General features: G+C 73.9%; 17 protein-coding genes. 3 read left to right on the forward strand and 14 right to left on the reverse strand.

Features of this window, described 5'->3' with window-relative positions; genetic code table 11:
* Window positions 1–125: 125 nt before the first annotated feature.
* From OOT42_RS14525 to OOT42_RS14540, 4 genes are all read right to left on the reverse strand, one after another.
* The gene (locus OOT42_RS14525; protein WP_273654849.1) at window positions 126–2342 is read right to left on the reverse strand and encodes a glycoside hydrolase family 3 N-terminal domain-containing protein; all 2217 of its coding nucleotides are present in this window, start codon (window positions 2340–2342) and stop codon (window positions 126–128) included.
* Between the two features lie 138 nt (window positions 2343–2480).
* Window positions 2481–3371 (reverse strand): carbohydrate ABC transporter permease, encoded by an 891-nt coding sequence (locus OOT42_RS14530; protein WP_273651898.1) that lies wholly within the window; start codon window positions 3369–3371, stop codon window positions 2481–2483.
* A complete protein-coding gene (locus OOT42_RS14535) occupies window positions 3368–4381 on the reverse strand; it encodes a carbohydrate ABC transporter permease (RefSeq protein WP_273654850.1) in 1014 nt (337 codons plus the stop codon). The genes OOT42_RS14530 and OOT42_RS14535 overlap by 4 nt, the downstream gene beginning before the upstream one ends.
* Before the next feature lie 29 nt (window positions 4382–4410).
* Window positions 4411–5709: an extracellular solute-binding protein gene (locus OOT42_RS14540; RefSeq protein ID WP_273651899.1), complete on the reverse strand. Its 1299-nt coding sequence runs from the start codon at window positions 5707–5709 to the stop codon at window positions 4411–4413.
* A 119-nt stretch (window positions 5710–5828) separates the two neighbouring features.
* On the opposite strand from OOT42_RS14540, the gene OOT42_RS14545 reads away from it, so the two are divergent.
* Window positions 5829–6839: a LacI family DNA-binding transcriptional regulator gene (locus OOT42_RS14545; RefSeq protein ID WP_423775904.1), complete on the forward strand. Its 1011-nt coding sequence runs from the start codon at window positions 5829–5831 to the stop codon at window positions 6837–6839.
* Window positions 6840–6911: 72 nt separating this feature from the next.
* Here OOT42_RS14545 and OOT42_RS14550 read toward each other — a convergent pair whose 3' ends face one another.
* The 3 genes from OOT42_RS14550 to OOT42_RS14560 all read right to left on the reverse strand — a co-directional run bounded on the left by OOT42_RS14550 (window position 6912) and on the right by OOT42_RS14560 (window position 10031).
* The gene (locus OOT42_RS14550; RefSeq protein ID WP_273651900.1) at window positions 6912–7637 is read right to left on the reverse strand and encodes a copper homeostasis protein CutC; all 726 of its coding nucleotides are present in this window, start codon (window positions 7635–7637) and stop codon (window positions 6912–6914) included.
* A gap of 130 nt (window positions 7638–7767) precedes the next feature.
* Window positions 7768–8436, reverse strand: coding sequence for a VOC family protein (locus OOT42_RS14555; RefSeq protein ID WP_273651901.1), 669 nt, complete (start codon window positions 8434–8436; stop codon window positions 7768–7770).
* A gap of 41 nt (window positions 8437–8477) precedes the next feature.
* The gene (locus OOT42_RS14560) at window positions 8478–10031 is read right to left on the reverse strand and encodes a peptide MFS transporter (protein ID WP_273651902.1); all 1554 of its coding nucleotides are present in this window, start codon (window positions 10029–10031) and stop codon (window positions 8478–8480) included.
* A gap of 73 nt (window positions 10032–10104) precedes the next feature.
* Here OOT42_RS14560 and OOT42_RS14565 point away from each other — a divergent pair, with 73 nt between their 5' ends.
* Entirely contained in the window at window positions 10105–11454 is a 1350-nt protein-coding gene (locus tag OOT42_RS14565; protein ID WP_273651903.1) for a cryptochrome/photolyase family protein, read from the forward strand.
* A gap of 45 nt (window positions 11455–11499) precedes the next feature.
* On the opposite strand, the gene OOT42_RS14570 is transcribed toward OOT42_RS14565, so the two are convergent.
* The 3 genes from OOT42_RS14570 to OOT42_RS14580 all read right to left on the reverse strand — a co-directional run bounded on the left by OOT42_RS14570 (window position 11500) and on the right by OOT42_RS14580 (window position 14423).
* A complete protein-coding gene (locus OOT42_RS14570) occupies window positions 11500–12276 on the reverse strand; it encodes an endonuclease/exonuclease/phosphatase family protein (RefSeq protein WP_273651904.1) in 777 nt (258 codons plus the stop codon).
* A gap of 141 nt (window positions 12277–12417) precedes the next feature.
* Window positions 12418–13290, reverse strand: coding sequence for an aminoglycoside phosphotransferase family protein (locus tag OOT42_RS14575; RefSeq protein WP_273651905.1), 873 nt, complete (start codon window positions 13288–13290; stop codon window positions 12418–12420).
* 68 nt (window positions 13291–13358) lie between these two features.
* On the reverse strand, window positions 13359–14423 hold the full coding sequence (locus OOT42_RS14580; RefSeq protein WP_273651906.1) for an ABC transporter permease: 1065 nt from the start codon (window positions 14421–14423) through the stop codon (window positions 13359–13361).
* Window positions 14424–14518: 95 nt separating this feature from the next.
* Between OOT42_RS14580 and OOT42_RS14585 the strand changes: the two genes are divergently transcribed.
* Complete coding sequence (locus OOT42_RS14585; RefSeq protein WP_273651907.1) at window positions 14519–15112, forward strand: TetR/AcrR family transcriptional regulator; 594 nt, start codon at window positions 14519–14521, stop codon at window positions 15110–15112.
* A gap of 52 nt (window positions 15113–15164) precedes the next feature.
* On the opposite strand, the gene OOT42_RS14590 is transcribed toward OOT42_RS14585, so the two are convergent.
* The 4 genes from OOT42_RS14590 to gatC form a co-directional block, all read right to left on the reverse strand.
* A complete protein-coding gene (locus OOT42_RS14590; protein ID WP_273651908.1) occupies window positions 15165–15713 on the reverse strand; it encodes a GNAT family N-acetyltransferase in 549 nt (182 codons plus the stop codon).
* A gap of 182 nt (window positions 15714–15895) precedes the next feature.
* The gene (gene gatB, locus OOT42_RS14595; protein WP_273651909.1) at window positions 15896–17392 is read right to left on the reverse strand and encodes an Asp-tRNA(Asn)/Glu-tRNA(Gln) amidotransferase subunit GatB; all 1497 of its coding nucleotides are present in this window, start codon (window positions 17390–17392) and stop codon (window positions 15896–15898) included.
* Entirely contained in the window at window positions 17389–18897 is a 1509-nt protein-coding gene (gene gatA / locus OOT42_RS14600; protein WP_273651910.1) for an Asp-tRNA(Asn)/Glu-tRNA(Gln) amidotransferase subunit GatA, read from the reverse strand. Before gatA ends, gatB begins: the two co-directional genes overlap by 4 nt.
* Window positions 18894–19193, reverse strand: a complete 300-nt coding sequence (gatC, locus tag OOT42_RS14605; RefSeq protein ID WP_124343015.1) for an Asp-tRNA(Asn)/Glu-tRNA(Gln) amidotransferase subunit GatC — start codon at window positions 19191–19193, stop codon at window positions 18894–18896. The genes gatA and gatC overlap by 4 nt, the downstream gene beginning before the upstream one ends.
* Window positions 19194–19250: the final 57 nt, after the last annotated feature.

Raw genomic sequence — 19250 nt, forward strand, 5'->3', positions numbered from 1 at the left:
TAGCGCCTCGTCACAGTACGCCGCCGCAGGCCACGGGCCGGTGCACGTCCGCACCGTGGTCCACGGACGCCGGAGGGCCGGGGCTCACCAGCAGCGAGCCCCGGCCCTCCGGCCGTGCGAACGGGTCAGCGGACGACGGTCGCCGTCCAGCGGCCGTCCGCAGGCGTGATCCGGTGGACGTCGCCCGTGAGGGTCACGCGCGCCTCCGTCTCGCGCTCGACGCACGACGGGCCGACCCACAGGTCCAGGTCGCCCGGCTCGACGACGCGCTCCCCCGTCCGGTCGGTGAACGCGAGCCGCGCGGCGGGCACGACCAGCTCGACGACGGCCGTCTGGCCGCGCTCGAGGTGCACGCGCTGGTAGCCGAGCAGCTGCGCGACCGGACGCGTCACGCTCGCGACGACGTCCCGCCCGTAGAGCTGCACGACGTCGTCGCCGCCGCGCTCGCCGGTGTTCGTCACGCGCACGGTCACGACGAGCGGGCCGCCCGTCGTGGCCGTCGGCTCGACCGTGAGGTCGGAGTGCGTGAACGTCGTGTACGACAGCCCGTGCCCGAACGGCAGGACGGGCTTCGTCGAGAGGTTGGTGACGTCGCCGTCCCCGCCGAGCGTCGGGTGCAGGTAGGTGAACGGCTGCGCGCCCGCCGACCGCGGGAGGCTGATCGGCAGCCGGCCCGACGGGTTGACGCGACCGGACAGGATGCCCGCCAGCGCGGGACCGCCCTCCTCGCCCGGGAAGAACGACTGCACCACCGCGGCGCAGCGCTCGACGGCCCAGCCGACCGCGTACGGCCGGCCCGTGAGCATCACGAGGACGACGGGCGTGCCCGTCTCCAGGACGGCCTCGACGAGCTCGCGCTGCACGCCCGGCAGCTCGAGGTCGTCGCGGTCGCAGCCCTCGCCGACCGTGCCGCGGCCGAACAGGCCCGCGTGGTCGCCCACGACGAGCACCGCGACGTCCGACTCGGTCGCGACGCGCACCGCGTCGGCGAACCCGCTGCGGTCGTCGTCGTCGACCGCGCACCCGCGCGCCGACACGACCGTCGAGCCCGTGAGCTCGGCGGCGAGCGCCTGCCGCAGCGTCGGCACGTCGATCCCGACGCCGACCTCGGGGTGGTGCGGCAGGACGTGGTTGACGAACGAGTAGCAGCCGAACATCGCCTCGGGCCGGTCCGCGTTCGGGCCGATCACCGCGACGCGCAGGCCCGGCCGCAGCGGCAGGGTGCCGTCGTTCGTCAGCAGGACGACCGACTCCTCCGCGAGGCGCGCCGCGATCTCCCGGTGCTCGGCGCTGTCGAGCTCGACGTCCGTGGGCGGCTCGTCGTCGTACGTCGCGTCGAGCAGCCCGAGCTCGGCCTTCTGCCGCAGCGCGCGCGCCACGGCCCGGTCCACGAGCGCCTCGTCGACCTTGCCCGCGCGGATCGCGGCGACGAGCGGCTCGAGGTACGCGTCACCCGTGGGGAGCTCGATGTCGACGCCCGCGGCGAGCGCCTGGCCCGCCGCCTCGCCGAGGTCGCCCGCCACGTCGTGCAGCAGGTGCAGGAACGCGACGCCGAAGTAGTCGGCGACGACCGTGCCGTCGAACCCGTACGTGCCGCGCAGCAGGTCCGTGAGGATCGTCGGGTCGGCCGCGACCGGGACGCCGTCGATCTCGACGTAGGCGCTCATGACCGAGCGCACCCCGCCGTCGCGGATCGCCATCTCGAACGGCGGCAGCAGCACGTCCGCGATCTCCCGCGGGCCCGCGTGCACGGGCCCGAAGTTGCGGCCCGACTGCGACGCCGAGTAGCCCACGAAGTGCTTGAGCGTCGCGTGCACGCCCGTCGACTGCAGGCCGCGGACGTACGACGTGCCGAGCGTGCCGACGAGGTACGGGTCCTCGGAGATGCACTCGTCGACACGGCCCCAGCGCGGGTCGCGGATGACGTCGAGCACCGGCGCGAGGCCCTGGTGCACGCCGAGCTGCCGCATCGACGAGCCGATGACCTCACCCATGCGGGTCACGAGCTCGGGGTCGAACGACGCGCCCCACGCGAGCGGCGTCGGGAACGTCGCGGCGCGCCACGCGGACAGCCCCGTGAGGCACTCCTCGTGCACGAGCGCGGGGATCCCGAGCCTGGTCTCGCGGACGAGGCGACGCTGGAACGACCAGAGCCACCGCGCGCGCGTCGCCGGGTCGACCGGCCGCGTGCCGTAGACGCGGGTGAGGTGCCCGAGCCCGTGCCGGGACGCGTCGTCGAGGGTCTGCTCGCGCGTGAACTCGCCCTGCAGAGGAGCCACGGCCTCGCCGTCGGACTTCTCCCAGAAGCCGACGATCTGGGCGAGCTTCTCCTCGAGGGTCATGCGCGCGAGCAGGTCCTGCACGCGCTCGTCGACGCCCGCGGGGCGCGACACCTGAAGATCCGTCACGGATCCACTCCTTCTGGACGTGCTGTGTGTTCCGGAGGCGGGCACGACCCGCCGGCGCGACGCGTGCGGGCCTCAGCCCTTGACCGCGCCCTGCAGCCCGTTGACGATCCGCTTCTGCATCGCGAGGAAGAACACGAGCGCGGGGATCATGGCCAGCGAGGTGAACGCGAACACGCCCGCGGTGTCGGACGAGTACTCCGAGGAGTAGTCCGCGACGCCGAGCGGCAGCGTGCGCATGTCGCCCTGCAGCAGCAGCAGCGGCAGCAGGTAGGCGTTCCACGAGCCGACGAACGCGAGCACGCCGACGGTGACCATGCCGGGCGCCGAGAGCGGCAGCAGGATCCGCCAGAACACGCCGAGCCGGGACGCGCCGTCGATGAGCGCGGCCTCCTCGAGCTCCTTGGGCAGCGCCATGAGGAACGGCCGCAGGATGACGATCGTCACCGGCAGCGCGAACGCGGCCTGCGGGAGCGCGACGCCCCACCAGGTGTTCCCGAGCTGCAGGTCGCGGGTGATCATGATGAACAGCGGGATGATCGCGACGGTCGTCGGGAACAGCAGCCCCAGCACGAACACCGTGAACAGCGCCTCGCGGCCCTTGAACTGGTACCGGGCCAGCGGGTACGCCGCCATGATCCCGAACACGACGACGATCGCGGTGGTGAGCACGGCGATGAGCGTCGAGTTGAACGCGTACGTCCAGAAGCTCGAGTTGGTCAGCACCTTGGCGTAGTTGCTGAACACCCACGGGTCGGGCAGCGCGGCCGGGGACTCGGCGAGCTGCGCGTTGGTGCGGAAGCCGCCGAGGATCCCGTAGAGCACGGGGCCCAGCGTGAGGCCGATGACGACGAGCGCGATCGCCCACACGAGCGGGTTGCCGCCCTGGAGGGCGTTGCCCGTCTTCTGCTTGCGCTCGGGCTGGTAGACGGCGGCCGGCGGGCGGACCATCGGTGCGACGCTCATGCCTTCGCCTTCTTCCGCGGGGCGTCCCCGAGCGTGTCACGCCGGAGGATGAAGTGCTGGTAGAGGAGGGCCGCGACCAGGGCGACCACGAAGAGGATCACGGACGCCGCGGCGGCGATGCCGTAGTTCTGGCGCTTGGTGCCCTCGGTGACGAGGAACGTCGCCATGGTGGTCGTGGAGTTGGCCGGGCCACCGCCGGTGAGGATCCACACCATGTCGAACAGCTGCAGCGAGCCGATCATCGACAGGAACGCCCAGGTGCGCAGCGTCGGACCCAGCAGCGGGATCGTGATGCGGCGCTGGATGTCCCACCAGCCGGCGCCGTCGAGCTGCGCCGCCTCGTAGAGCTCGTCGGGCACGCCCTGCAGGCCGGCGAGGAACAGGATGATCGCGAGGCCCAGGTACTTCCAGGTCAGCACGACGATCACGGTGAAGAGCGCGACGTCCGGGTCACCGAGGAAGCCCTGCTCCGGGCCGGACAGGCCGATCGCCGCGAGCATGGTGTCGATGACGCCGTACTTCGGCTGCAGGAGCTGGAACCACACGACGGCGGCGATGACCTCCGCCAGCACGTACGGGACGAAGATGATGGTGCGCAGGGTGCCCTGGCCGCGCATCTTGCGGTTGAGCAGCAGCGCGATGCCGAGACCCAGCGGGAGCTGGATGGCGATCGACGCCACGACGATGATCAGGTTGTGCACCAGCGCGTCGGTGAACACCTCGTTCTGGAGCACGCTGACGTAGTTCTTGAGGCCGACGAAGTCGACCATGGGGCCGAAGCCCTTCCAGCGGTACACCGACATCTGGGCGGCCTTGATGATCGGCCACACCACGAAGCCCAGGAAGAGCACCAGGGCCGGCGTCACGAAGAACGCGATCTCCAGGTTCCGGCGAAGGGTCTTGCCACCGCCGCGACGGTCCCCGGGGCCGCCGGCCGCCGGCCGTGCCGAAGCACGACCGGCGACCGGGGTCACCGCGGGAGACGTCGCAGGCGAGGCGGGGGCGCCCATGCGGGCGGTCGCTCCGTCTGCCACGTGGATCACTTCTCCGCGTCAGCCGCCGCCTGCGTGGCGTCGACGATGTCCTGCGGGGTCGCCTGCCCGGCGAACATGAGGGCGATGGCGTCGTTCATCGCACCGCCGACGGAGGCGCCGAACGCGGTGTCGAAGTAGAGCTGGACGTACGGGGCCGCGTCACGGACCTGCAGGAGGCCGGCGAGCGCCGGGTCCGACACGTACTGCGAGGCGGTCGGGTTCGTCGGCAGACCCATGTCGAGCTCGGCGAAGCCCTTCTGGACCTCGTCGGACAGCAGGTACTTGACGAAGTCGACGGCAGCGTCGGGCGCGTCCTGCGACACGGCCCACGCGTCACCGCCACCGAGCGCGGCGGTCGGCTCGCCCTGGCCACCCTGGACCTCGGGGAACGCGAACCAGCCGGTGTTCTCGCCGAGGCCGTTGCCGTCCTCCGTGAGGCCCTGCATGACGCCGGGCTCCCAGTGGCCGGCCAGCTCCATCGCGACCTTGCCCGTCGCCAGCAGGCCGGAGGCAGAGGTCGGGCCCGACTGGGCCGGGGTGGAGAGGAAGCCCGCGTTGAACGGCTCGGTCTTGATGAGGTCCTCGAGGTCCGCGCCCGCGTTGAGGAAGCACGCGTCGGAGAAGTCGAGGCTGGTCACCGCGTCGGACAGGACGTCCTGCGAGCACTCGCGCAGGGCGTAGTAGTACCAGTAGTGCGCAGCGGGCCACTTGTCGCCGGCGCCCACGGAGACGGGCTCGATGCCCGCGGCCTTGAGCTTGTCGACGGCGGCGTTGAAGTCCTCCTGCGTCACCGGGGCCTCGGTGATGCCGGCCTGCTCGAAGAGCGCCTTGTTGTACCAGAAGCCGACGACGCCGACCGAGAACGGGAGGGCGTAGGTCTTGCCGTCGACCTGCCAGCCCGCGACGGAGCCGCCGATCTTCTCGATCTCCGCGGACGCGGCCTCGGAGATGTCCTTCGTCAGGCCCGCCTCGACGTGGTCGGCGAGCTCGCCGCCACCGCGCTCCATGTAGATGTCGGGGGCGTCGCCGGCCTGGAAGGCCGCGTCGAGCTTGGTGAGCATGTCCTCGTGCTGCATGGCGCTGACCTTGACGGTCACGCCGGGGTTGGCCGCCTCGAAGTCCTTGGCGACCTGGTCGTAGTACTCCTTGCCGTCACCGGTGTTGGAGTTGTGCCACCAGGTGATCTCGGTCGTGCCGTCGGCGCTGGTGTCGTCGTCGTTACCGCCACCGCCGGTGCCACAGGCACCGAGCAGGGCGAGGCCGGCGGCGACGGCCACACCGCGGAGGACGCGGGTCCGGTTCATCGTTGAAGCTCCTCGTCGTCACTGAAGGGGAGGGACGGCGGTAACGATAAGCAGTCCGCCACGGGTCGTGTCAATCGATGTCGATAACGTTATCGAATCGATGCTCTACGATCACCCACGTGGACCCTGCACCTCGCGTGAAGATGGCCGACGTCGCTCGCACCGCGGGTGTCTCCGTCGCGACCGTCTCCAAGGTCGTCAACGGCCGCTACGGCGTCGCCGCCGCGACGCTCTCCCGCGTGCAGGAGGTCATCGAGGAGCTCGGGTACGAGGCGTCGCTCGGCGCGCGCTCCCTGCGCAGCCACCGCACCAACGTCCTCGGCATCCTGGTCGCCGAGTTCGAGCCCTACTCGACCGAGCTGCTCAAGGGCGCGTCGGCGGCCGTCGGCGCCACCGGTTACGAGCTGCTCGCGTACTCCGGCGGCGGCGCGGGCGGCAGCGGCGTCGGGTGGGAGCGGCGGTACCTGTCGCGGCTGTCCGGCACGCTCATCGACGGCGCCGTCATCGTCACGCCCACCGTCGTCGAGGCCCACCCCGGCGTGCCCGTCGTGGCCGTCGACCCGCACACCGGCCCCTCCGGCCTGCCGACCGTCGACGCCGACTCGTTCGCCGGCGCCGTGCTGGCCACCGAGCACCTGCTCGGCCTCGGCCACACCCGCATCGCGTTCCTCGGTGGCCGTCCCGACCTCGAGTCCGCCCGGCTCCGCGAGGACGGTTTCCGGCAGGCGATGGCCGCCGCGGGCGTGCCGGTCGACGAGGACCTCGTCCGCGTCGGCGGGTACCGTCCCGAGACCGCGGACCAGCCCGCGCACGAGCTGCTCGCCCGCCCCGAGCCGCCGACCGCCGTGTTCGCGGCGAACGACCTCTCCGCGATCCGCGTCGTCGAGGTCGCCCGTGCGCTCGGCCTCCGGGTCCCCGCCGACGTGTCCGTCATCGGGTTCGACAACGTGCCCGAGTCCGCGCTCGCCACTCCCCCGCTGACGACGATCAGCCAGCCGCTGCAGCAGATGGGCGCCGAGGCGCTGCGCCTGCTCGTCGACCTCATCGACGGCCGCGAGCGCGGCGTGCACGTCCGGCTCCCCACCGAGCTCGTCGAGCGCGCGTCGACCGCCCCCCCGCGCACCCGCTGACCGTCGGACCGGCCTCGCCGGCGGCGCGTGGGTCCGCCGACGTCCGCGCGGCCGGCGCGGGGCCGACGACCCTCAGCCCACCCGCGCGTCGCGGCCGAGCGCGGCCACCGCGGCGGCGACCACGTCGGCGTCCGTCGTCGTGTACCCGCCGGTGCCTCCGCCCGGGCCGCCCGGGCTCGCGACCTGCCGGCTCGCGGACAGGTGCACGGCGTCGACGCCCGTCGCGACCAGCGCCGGGACGTCCTCGGGCCGGACCCCGCCACCCGCCATGACCTCGACCCGGCCCGCCGACGTCGCGACCGTCTCCGCGAGCCGCGCCGTGCCGTCGACCGAGCGTGCGGCGCCGCCCGACGTGAGGACGCGCGTGACCCCGAGCCGCGCCAGGTCGTCGAGCGCCCGCGCGAGGTCCGGCACGGTGTCGAGCGCGCGGTGGAACGTCGTCTCGCGCCCGCCGGCGGCGTCGACCAGGGCGCGGAGCGCGTCGAGGTCGAGCGCGCCGTCCGGCGTCAGCGCCCCGACGACCACGCCCGCGGCGCCCGCGGCGACCGCCGCCCTGACGTCGCGCACCTGCACGTCGAGCTCGGCGGCGTCGTAGACGAACCCGCCGGGCCGTGGCCGGACGAGCACGTGCACGCCGACCTCGGCGGGCACGGCCGCGAGCGTCGCGTCGAGGAGGCCCCGGCTCGGCGTGATCCCGCCCGTCGCCGCGAGCGCGGCGCACAGCTCCAGGCGGTCGGCCCCGAGCCGCGCGGCCGTCGCCGCGCCCGCCACGTCCTGCACGGCGATCTCCAGCCGCATCGCACCCTCGCTCCCACGTCGCGCCGCACGTCCGCCGCACCGAGGGACGCCCCGTCCCGGGACGTCGCGCGCGACGACGCCCCATCTTGGGACGTCCGGCGCGGCGACGCCAGGCCCGCCCACCGCGCGGTCAGGACGCCGCGCGCGCCTGCCACGTGCACACGCACGCCTCGTTGCCCTCGGGGTCGGCCAGGACCCAGAAGGCGGGAGCGCGCGAGTCGGAGAGCAGCCGTCCGCCGGCCGCGAGCGCCGCGTCGACGCGCGCCTGCGCCTGGTCGTGCGGGACGGTGACGTCGAGGTGGATCCGGTTGCGCTGAGGCCGGGGCTCGTCCATCTGCTGGAACCAGAACGTGGGCCCCTCCCCGGCCGGGTCGACGAGGCCGTTGTCGTCGTCGGGCTGGTCCTCGTAGGCCAGGACGGCCTTCCAGAACGGCCGGACGGCGGGGATGTCGAGCGCGTCGACCGCGACCTCGAGCAGCTCGCTGTGCGGGACGTCGCCGGTGAGCCCGAGCTCGTCCGCGAGCGCGCTGACGGTGGCGGCGAGGTCGACGTCGCGCCGGGTCAGGCCGTGGACGTCGTGGCTCGACGTCGTGACCGTCACCTGCCCCCAGCGCAGCAGCACGTCGGGGTGGTGGTTCGCGGCGTCGGCGGCCTCCGCGACACGCGCGACGAAGGCCGCGCCCTGGGCGAAGTCGTCGGTCCGGAACGTCGCGCGCAGCCGGCCGAGCAGGACCCGCCAGTGCCGGGCGTCGACGGCGTCGGTGACGACGGAGTGCGGGAGCTTCTCGGTTCCACCCATGCGGCCACCCTCCCACCGCGGTGCGGCACGCACGAGCCCGGTCAGTGCTGGAGGGCCGCCTCCGCGTCCGACTCCGCGCCCGCGCGGATGTGGCGGGTGACCCACGGGGCGATCGCGAACATCGCTCCCGCGAAGACGAGGGCGACGAGGCCGATGCCGCCGAAGTACGCGGTGTCGCTCGCACCCTCGGTGGCCTGCACGAGCTGTGCGGTGATCGCGTTGCCCGCGGCGGGGGCGAGGAACCACAGCGCCATGGCCTGCCCGCGGAACGCCTTCGGGGCGAGCAGGGTCGTCGCGGCGAGGCCGACGGGCGACAGGCACAGCTCGCCGATCGTCTGCAGCAGGTACACGCCGCCCAGGACCCACGGCGGCGACTGGGTCCCGGCGAACACCTCCGACATGCCGGCGAGGAACACGAAGCTGAGCGCGGCGAACGTCAGGCCGATCGCGAACTTCACGGCGGTCGGCGGGCGGTCGTCGAGCTTGACCCACAGCCACGCGAACACCGGGGCCAGGATGATGATGAGCGCCGGGTTGATCGACTGGAACACCTCGGGCGAGACCGTCCGGCCCAGGATCTCCAGGTCGGTCCGCTTCTCGGCGTACGCGGCGAGCGTGCTCGCGGCCTGCTCGAAGATCATCCAGAACAGGGTCGCGGCGACGAACAGCGGGACGTACGCGCGCAGCCGGGTCCGCTCGTGGTCCGTGACCTTCGGGGAGCGGAACATGACCCACAGGGTCGCGACCGGCGCGACCAGCGCGAGGTAGGACAGCGCGTCGACGAACGTCGCCGGGCCGAAGCCGCCGCTGACCACCCAGGCGACGGCGACCGCGACGAGCACGCCGAGCACGATCACCAGGACGGTGCGCGTGACGGCCGGCCGGTCGGCCGGGGTCAGCGGGTTGGGCGCGACCTCGCCCGCACCGCCCAGCAGCCGGTGCCCGAGCACGAAGAACACCAGCGCGATGCCCATGCCGACCGCCGCGACGGCGAACCCGGCGTGGTAGCCGCCGATCGAGCGCGCGAGCCCGACGACGAGCGGCGCCGCGAGGGACCCGATGTTGATCCCCATGTAGAAGATCGAGAACGCCGAGTCACGCCGCGGGTCCTCTCGGCTGTAGAGCTCGCCGACCATGCTCGACACGTTCGGCTTGAGCAGGCCGGTGCCGAGCGCGACGAGACCGATGCCCAGGTAGGAGAACCCGGCGGACGGGATCGTCAGGGCGACGTGACCCGCGGCGATGACGATGCCGCCGTAGAGGACCGAGCGGCGCGCGCCGATCACGCGGTCGGCCAGCCAGCCGCCGACGACCGAGAGCAGGTACACGCCCGTCCCGTACGCGGCGACCATCGCCGCACCGAGCGTGTCGTCGAGCCCGAGCCCGCCGTCCGCGACGGTGTCGGTCAGGTAGAACAGCAGGATCGCGCGCATGCCGTAGTAGCTGAACCGCTCCCACAGCTCGGTCCCGAAGAGCGTGAACAGGCCCATCGGGTGGCCGAAGAACGCGCGGTCCCGCGGCACCTCGCGGCGGTCCGGGTCCTCGGACGGCTTGCGCAGCGCGCTCGCGCCGGACGGCTCCGTCTGCTCGGTCATGGTTCATCGAACCGCCGTCCGGCGGGCCGCACCACCGGTCGCCGGTGCCGCCGGCCGCGGCTACCGTCGCCGGGTGCCCACGATCCACTGGTTCCGCCGCGACCTGCGGCTCGCGGACAACCCGTCCCTCGTGGCCGCGGTCGAGGCCGCGCGCGGTGCGGACGACGAGGTCGTGGCCCTGTTCGTCGTCGACCCCGCGCTCTGGTCGGCCGCGGGCACACCCCGGCTCGCCTACCTCGCACGCTCGTTGGCCGCGCTCGACGAGGCGACGGACGGACGGCTCGTGGTACGGCACGGGCGGCCCGCCGACGTGCTGCCGGCCGTCGCGCGGGAGGTCGAGGCGTCGGCGGTCCACGTGACCGCCGCGACGGAGCCGTTCGGACGGCGCCGCGACGACGCCGTCGAGCGGGCGCTCGGCGACGTCCCGCTCGTCCCGACGGGCTCGCCCTACGCGGTCGCGCCCGGGCGGCTGCGGACGGGCAAGGGCACGCCGTTCGAGGTCTTCACCCCGTTCCGCCGCGCATGGCTCGACCACGGCTGGTCCGCGCCCGCGCCGCGCCCGCGGTCGGTGCCCTGGGCGTCGCTCCGGTCGGACGGGCCGCCGGCGCCCCCGGACACCGACGTGCGCCTGCCGCGCGCGGGTGAGGCTGCGGCCCGGCGCCGGTGGGCCGAGTTCGTCGCCGACGACCTCGCGCGCTACCCGACCGACCGCGACCGTCCGGACCTCGATGGGACGTCGACGATGTCGGTGCCGCTCAAGTACGGCGAGCTGCACCCGCGCACGCTGCTCGCCGACCTCACGGGCGGCTCCGCGGCCGTCGCGTCGTACCGGTCCGAGCTCGCGTGGCGCGAGTTCCACGCCGACGTGCTGTGGCACCGGCCCGACGCGACGAGCACCTCGCTGCGGACCGTCGTCCCGGACGACGCGTGGGCGACGGGCCCCGCGGCCGACGCGCTGTTCGACGCCTGGCGGGACGGCCGCACGGGCTACCCGCTCGTCGACGCCGGCATGCGCCAGCTGCGCGCGATCGGCTGGATGCACAACCGGGTGCGCATGGTGACCGCGTCGTTCCTGGTCAAGGACCTGCACCTGCCGTGGCAGCGCGGCGCGGCGCACTTCCTCGCGTGGCTCGCCGACGGGGACGTCCCGCAGAACCAGCTCAACTGGCAGTGGGTCGCGGGCACCGGCCGAGACGCCGCCCCGTACTTCCGCGTGTTCAACCCCGTGCTGCAGGGCAAGAAGTTCGACCCCGACGGCCGGTACGTGCGGCAATGGGTGCCCGAGCTGCGCGACGTGCCCGGCGCCGCGGTGCACGAGCCGTGGCGGCTGCCCGCCGGTGCTGCGCCCGACTACCCGGCGCGGGTCGTGGACCACGCCACCGAGCGAAAGGTCGCCCTGGAGGCGTTCGGCCGGCTGCGCTGACACGGCGCCGGGCAGGGCGGTGACACGCGGCCCCGCCTCGTCGGCTCAGTAGCGGAGATCCGCGAGCACGGCCCGATGGTCGGAGGCCCACGTCCCGTCGACGGGCTCGCTGCCGAGCAGGCGCGCGGCGACCGGGTGCCCCACACCGCCGCGCCGGCGGGTCGCCGAGAACACGTAGTCGATCCGACGGTCCGGCCACAGGAGCGTCGCCGCGTGCGGGTTGGTGCTGGACCACGTGGCGCCCGACGGGTCCGGGTCGCCGCGCGCGCCCGCGACCTCCCAGGCGTCGTAGAAGGACAGCCCAGGGACCGGCACCGCCGTCCTGCCGGTGAGCATGCGGATCTCGTCGCTCTCGGGGTCGCAGCTGAAGTCGCCGCACACGATCAGCGGCACCCGCTCGTCGGCTGCGTGCCGCACGTGCCCGAGCAGGTCGCGGACAGCGCCCTGCCGCGCCTCGCTCTCGTCGAACCACCAGGCGTCCAGGACGACGCCGTAGACCTGCAGCGCGCCACGCGGGCCCGCGATCTCGACCTCCTCGACGCGTGCGGCGCCGAACGTGTGGCTCGCGGTCCGCGTCGTCGGCCACCGGGACAGCACGGCGACGCCGGACAGCGCGCTCTCGTCCTCCTGCGCGGGCACCCCGCTGAACGTGTGGTGCGGCAGTCCGAGCGGGCCGGCAAGCCGGGCGCACTGGCTGTCGGTCGCGGTGGCCCACGACTCCGCGAGGACCACCACGTCGGGTCGCACCTCGGCGAGCGTCGCGACGACGGCCGCCTCGCGCGCCTCCCAGTCGTCGTACCGGCCCCAGACGTTCCACGTCACGACACGGACGGTCGACTAGACGAGCGCAGCAGAGAAGTCCGGCGGCAGGTCCGGAACGGGCGGCATCCCCTCATGCTGCACGACGACACCCGGTGCGGTCCTGCGCAGCCGTCGCGCCGAGCGCCGGGGACGGTGCCGTCGTCACGAAGCGAGGCCGGCGTCCTCGAGCACGCCGCGGATCGTCGCGCGGGCGTGGTCGGCGAGCGGCACGTACCGGGTCCGGTAGTACGGGAGCTGCAGCAGCGCCTGGCGCAGCGCCCACCCGCGTCCGCGCAGCCAGGTCGCGTCGTCGTCGCCGAGAGCGGTGCGGAACGCCGCACGGGACGGGGGGTCGAAGAAGTTCCACGCGGGGCCGAGGTCGCCGGCCGGGTCGCCGAGCCCGGCGCCGCCCCAGTCGAGCAGCCCGACCAGCCGCCCGTCCCGCACGACGAGGTTGCCGGGCGCGAGGTCGCCGTGCAGCCAGACGCCGCGCCCGTCCCACGGCTCGGCGGCGCACGACTCGTGCCACGCGTGCAGGACGAGGTCGACGGGGACCTCGTCCCGGACGGACTCCGCGTCGGAGGCGACCTGGTCGGTGAGGTCGCCGAGCGGGTGCGCGCGACGCTCGTGGCGTCGGCCCGGCCGGTCGAGCCCGCGCAGGCGCCGGACGACGCGGGCCAGGTCGAGCGCGAGGTCAGGGGTGGGCCGCACCGGTGTCTCCCCGGCGACCCACCGGACGACCGACCACCGCCACGGGTAGCCGTACCCGGGCTCGCCGGCCGCGACGGGCACCGGCGCCTCGACCTCGACGAGGCCCGCGAGCCGCTCGGTCGACGCGTGCTCGCGGTCGACGCCCTCACGCGCCCACGGGATGCGGGGCATCCGGACCGCGAGGTCGTCGCCGAGCCAGAACAAGGCGTGGTCGGTGCCGCGGTGCGGGAGGGGGCGGACGGGGCGGTCGCGCCAGTGCGGGTGCTGGTCCGCGATCAGCGCGCGGACCTGGTCGGCGGTGATGGTCAGCTCGTCGTCGTGCACCGCCCGACGGTAGGACGGTGCACGACGACGGAGCAGCGGCTTTTCGCCGCCGGGACCGCGTGAGCCCGCTAGGCGGTCACGACCTGCGGCGTGCGGTCACCGCCCACGGCGGCAGCATCCACCTCGGCCTCGGCCAGGGCCGCCCGCGTCGCAGCACCCGTGTCACGGAGGTGACCGAGCAGCGCCAGGGTCAGGCCGAGCACCGCCCACGCGGTCAGCGTGAGCCACAGGGCGGTCGTGTCCGCGGCCGGGAAGTACGACGTGTCGCGCAGCAGCGTCGCGCCCGCACCGGGCGGCAGCCACTGGCCGATCGCACCCCACGGCGCGGGGAGCATCTGCCACGGCATCGCCGCGGCGGCGATCGGGTTCGCGACGAGCAGGAACAGCACCGGTCCGATCGCGAGCCCGCGACGGCCGACGAGCGAGGTGAAACCGACGATCACCGACGCGACCGCGAGGATCGTGAGCGCGACGGCGCCGCTGGTCACCCAGAACGAGCCGCCGAGCACGCCCCACCAGGACTGCAGCACCGCGGTGATCGCGAGGCCGCCGAGCGCGGCGTAGCCGAGGACGGCGGCGACGCGGCGACGCGCGCCCACGACGGTGAGGGCGATCCCGATGCCGCCCACCATGCCGCCGAGGACGAGCGGGAAGGTCGCGGCACCGAGGACGATGCCCCGCGGGTCGCCCGCGCCGAGCGGGACGACGTCGGTGACGGCCACGGTGACCGGCGCACCGGTCGCGGCGGTGAGCTGCGCCTGGAGCGCGGGGGCGAGGGTCGCGAGCTGCTGGGCGACCATCGGGCTCGCGGCGGAGGCGGTGAGCACCTCGGGCTCGGGCCCGAGGACGACGGCGCCGTAGACCTCACGGGTCTCGATCAGCTCGACGGCGGCGGCCCGGTCGGCCGCGGGCACGACGTCGAAGACCCCCGGCGCCTGCGACTCGATCCGCTGCGCGAACGGTTCCGCGGCCGGGGCCGGGCCGGCGACCGCGACGGGGAGGTCGTGCGGCTCGGCCGTGACCGACGGCCAGAGGAACGCGAGCGCGACGACGGTGAGGACGGCGGCGAGCGCGGCGCCGACGGCGGCGACGTGCCCCCACGGGGTGTGCGGGGTGGTGCCGGTGCGGGACATGGTGGGCTCCTCAAAAACGAATGTTCGTTCGCTGTCGAGCCTGGACCTCCGTCGCGGCGCTTGTCAAGAACGTTCGTTCGTTTTTATGCTCGGGCGTGCCCAAGGTGACCGAGGAGTACCGCGCCGCCCGCCGCGACGAGATCGCGGACGCCGCCCTCCGCGCGTTCCGCCGCACCGGGTTCCAGGCGACGTCGATGGCCGACATCATCGCCGAGTCCGGCCTGTCCGCCGGGGCCATCTACGGCCACTACCCCAGCAAGAGCGCGCTCGTCGTCGGCGTCGCGTCGCGCATCGTCGGCGCCCGCCTCGGCGACATCGAGGCGCTCGCGAGCACCACGCCCATGACTCCCCCACCCGGCGTCGTCCGCGTCCTCGTCGACGCGATCCGGCGCGAGGTCGGCGACCCCGCCGTGCTCCTGCAGCTGTGGGGCGAGGCCGTCACCGACCCCGACATCGCGGACCTTGCGGTGGGCACCGTCGACCGCCTCGCCGCTGCGCTGCGCGGGTACGTGTCGCTGTGGCACCAGCGCACGCACGGCACGCCGGCACCGGACGCCGACGTGCTCGGCACCGAGCAGGTGCCGCTGCTGCTCGCCGCCGTCCAGGGCTACGTCATCCAGTCGACGGTCGCCCGCGACTTCGACGGCGAGGCGTACCTCGCCGCCGTCGAGCGGTACCTGCCGCGCTGACCGCGACCACCGGCCGCCGAGTCGGAGCCGTCCCGACCGACCGTCGCGGCGGTCAGGGCGCGATCTGCGTCGCGCGGTACTCGTCCTCGAGGATCGACATGACGATCGCGTCGCACCACCCGTCGCCGTCGCGGTACGCGTCACGGCGCCGCCCCTCGACGCGGAACCCGATGTTCTCGTAGAGCGACTTCGCCCGGGCGTTGATGCTCAGCACGTCGAGCTCCACGCGGTGCAGCCCGAGCCCGTCGAACGCGAAGCCCAGCACGAGCTGGATGCCCTCGGTGCCGTAGCCGCGGCCGCGGTACGCCGGGCGCATCGACAGCCGCAGGTTCGCGCTGCGGAGCACCTCGTCGATGTCGTTGAGCACGATCTCGCCGAGGAACTCGTCGCCGCCGTTGGCGGTCACCGCGAAGTCGTACCGGCCCTCCGCGGTCGCCCGGCTCGCCGCCCACGCGTCGACCTGCTCACGCGTGAACGTCGCGGTCGTGCCGGTCAGCCGGTTCCCCTCGGCGTCGGCGAGCATGTCCCACATCGCGTCGGAGTCGTCCGCGCGGATCGGCCGGAGCACGATCATCTCGCCCTGCAGCGTCGGCTTCTCCATCGCCCGGTCTTCTCCCGTCTGCCCCGGTTCCCCGGGTGCGTCTCTCGCATCGTAGGGAGGCCGTGTGACCCCCGTGTTGCCGCGCGCCGCCCCCCTGCAGCGGCCGGCGCGGCCCCCGACGCCCGCACGCGCCGCGGGGCCGGACCCGGAGTGCACCGGACCGGCCCCGCGGACGCGCGCGATCAGCCCTTGACGCGCTCCAGCACCAGCTCGCGCACGCGGCCCGCGTCGGCCTGACCGCGCGTCGCCTTCATGACCGCGCCGATGATCGCCCCGACCGGGCCGAGGTTGCCGGACCGGATCTTCTCGGCGATGTCGGGCTGGGCCGCCAGCGCGTCGTCGATCGCCGCGAGCAGCGGGCCGTCGTCGGACACGACCTCGAGCCCGCGCGCGACGACGACGGCCTCGGGCTCGCCCTCGCCGGCCAGCACGCCCTCGAGCACCTGGCGCGCGAGCTTGTCGTTGATCCGGCCGTCGTCGACGAGCTTCTGCAGCGCGCCGATCTGCGCGGGCGTGATCGGCAGCGCCTCGAGCTCGACCTCCTGCTGCTTCGCGGTGCGGGCGAGCTCGCCCATCCACCACTTGCGTGCGGCGGCGGGCGACGCGCCCGCGGCGACGGTCGCCTCGATGAGCTCGACCGCGCCGGCGTTGACCACGTCGCGCATCTCGGCGTCCGCGTAGCCCCACTCGGTCTGCAGCCGACGGCGACGTGCCGCGGGCAGCTCGGGCAGCGACGCGCGGATCTCCTCGACCCACGCGCGGTCGGGCGCGATCGGGACGAGGTCCGGCTCCGGGAAGTACCGGTAGTCCTCGGCGTCCGACTTCACGCGGCCCGACGTCGTCGTGCCCGTGTCCTCGTGCCAGTGCCGCGTCTCCTGGACGATCGTGCCGCCGTCGTTGAGCACGCCCGCCTGGCGCGAGATCTCGTAGCGCACCGCGCGCTCGATCGACCGGAACGAGTTGACGTTCTTGGTCTCGGTGCGGGTCCCGAGCGCCGACTCGGGCGTCGGCCGCAGCGACACGTTGACGTCGGCACGCACGTTACCGCGCTCCATGCGGGCCTCGGACACGCCCAGCGCCCGGAACAGGTCGCGCAGGGTCTGCACGTAGGCGCGCGCCACCTCGGGCGCGCGCTCCCCCGCACCCGTGATCGGCTTGGTGACGATCTCGACGAGCGGGATGCCCGCGCGGTTGTAGTCGACGAGCGAGTACTCCGCGCCGTGGATGCGACCCGTCGCACCCCCGACGTGGGTGTTCTTGCCCGCGTCCTCCTCCATGTGCGCGCGCTCGATCTCGACGCGGAACGTCGACCCGTCCTCGAGCTCGACGTCGACGTACCCCTCGTACGCGATGGGCTCGTCGTACTGCGACGTCTGGAAGTTCTTCGGGACGTCCGGGTAGAAGTAGTTCTTCCGCGCGAACCGGCAGGTCTCGGCGATCTGGCAGTTCAGCGCCAGGCCGATGCGGATCGCGTACTCGACGGCGGTGCCGTTCACGACCGGCAGCGAGCCCGGCAGGCCCAGCGACACGGGCGTGACCGACGTGTTCGGCTCCTCGCCGAAGCCGGCAGGCGCTCCGTCGAACATCTTCGTGCGGGTGCCGAGCTCGACGTGCACCTCGATGCCGATGACCGGGTCGAACTGCGTGACGGCCTCGTCGTAGTCCACGAGCGTGGTCATCGGGTCTCCAGTTCCGGGGCCTGGGCCAGCAGCGGGCCGCCCCACTCCTTCTCGAGCAGCGTCTCCAGCGCGGCGCCGACGCGGTACAGCCGGTCGTCCGCCTTGGCCGGGGCGAGCACCTGGAAGCCGACCGGCAGGCCGTCGTCGAGGCCGTTCGGCACCGACAGGCCCGGCACGCCCGCGAGGTTCGCGGGGATCGTCGCGACGTCGTTGAGGTACATCGCGAGCGGGTCGTCGAGCTTCTCGCCGAGCTTGAACGCCGTCGTCGGCGCGGTCGGCGAGACCAGCACGTCCGCCTGCGCGAACGCCGCGTCGAAGTCGCGCTGGATGAGCGTGCGGACCTTCTGCGCCGAGCCGTAGTAGGCGTCGTAGTAGCCCGCCGACAGCGCGTAGGTGCCGAGGATGATGCGGCGCTTGACCTCGTCGCCGAAGCCCTGGCCGCGCGTCGCGGCCATGACGCGCTCGGCCGTCGGGTTGTCCTCGGGCACGACGCGCAGACCGAAGCGCATGCCGTCGAACTTCGCCAGGTTGCTCGACGCCTCGCTCGGCATGATCAGGTAGTACGCGCCGAGCGCGTACTCGAAGTGCGGGCAGGAGACCTCGACGATCTCCGCGCCCGCGGCGCGCAGCAGGTCGAGCGACTCGTGGAACCGCGCCAGGACGCCCGGCTGGTAGCCCTCGCCCTGGAGCTCGCGGATCACGCCGACGCGCACACCCGTGAGGTCGCCGGTCGCGCCCTGGCGCGCCGCGTCGACGAGCGACGGCAGCGGCTCGGCGATCGACGTCGAGTCGAGCGGGTCGTGCCCGCCGATGAGCTCGTGCAGCAGCGCCGAGTCGAGCACCGTACGCGTGACCGGGCCGGCCTGGTCGAGCGACGACGCCATCGCGATGAGCCCGTACCGCGACACCGAGCCGTACGTCGGCTTCACGCCGACCGTGCCCGTCACGGCGCCGGGCTGGCGGATCGAGCCGCCCGTGTCGGTGCCGATCGCGAGCGGCGCCTCGAAGGCCGCGACGGCCGCGGCCGACCCGCCGCCCGAGCCGCCCGGGATGCGGGTCAGGTCCCACGGGTTGTGCGTGTTGCCGTACGCCGAGTGCTCCGTCGACGAGCCCATGGCGAACTCGTCCATGTTGGTCTTGCCGAGGATCGGCAGGCCTGCCGCCTTGATCCGCTCGACGAGCGTCGCGTCGTACGGCGGCACCCAGCCCTCGAGGATCTTCGAGCCCGCCGTGGTCGGCAGGCCCTTCGTGACGACGACGTCCTTGACCGCGATCGGCACGCCCGCGAGCGCGTGCAGGTCCTCGCCCGCGGCGCGACGCGCGTCCACGTCGGCGGCCGTCGCGAGCGCCTCGTCCGCGCTGACGTGCAGGAACGCGTGCACGGCGCCGTCGACGGCCGCGATGCGGTCGAGGTGGGCCTGCGTCGCCTCGACGCTCGACGTCTCCCCGGCGGCGAGCGCGTCCGCGAGCGCCGCGGCCGAGAGCCGGGTCAGGTCCGCGCTCACGCGTCCTCCCCCAGGATCTGCGGGACGAGGAACTTGCCGTCCTCCGAGGCCGGCGCGGCGGCCAGCACCGCGTCCCGGTCCACCGGGGCGACCGGCACGTCGGGGCGGAACACGTTCGTCAGCGGCAGGGGGTGGCTGGTGGCCGGCACGTCGGGCGTGGCGATCTCGCTCACGCGGGCGACCGACTCGACGATGACGTCGAGCTCGCCGGCGAGGCGGTCGATCTCCGCCGGCGTCAGGTCGATCCGGGCCAGCCCCGCCACGCGCGCGACCTCGTCGCGAGAGAGGGTGGACATGCCGGAGAGTCTAGACGTTGGGGCATCGCCCCCGACCGGCCCCGCATGCTTACGCTG

Origin of the sequence: Cellulomonas fimi (assembly GCF_028583725.1) — a bacterium.
Taxonomy (GTDB): domain Bacteria; phylum Actinomycetota; class Actinomycetes; order Actinomycetales; family Cellulomonadaceae; genus Cellulomonas; species Cellulomonas fimi_B.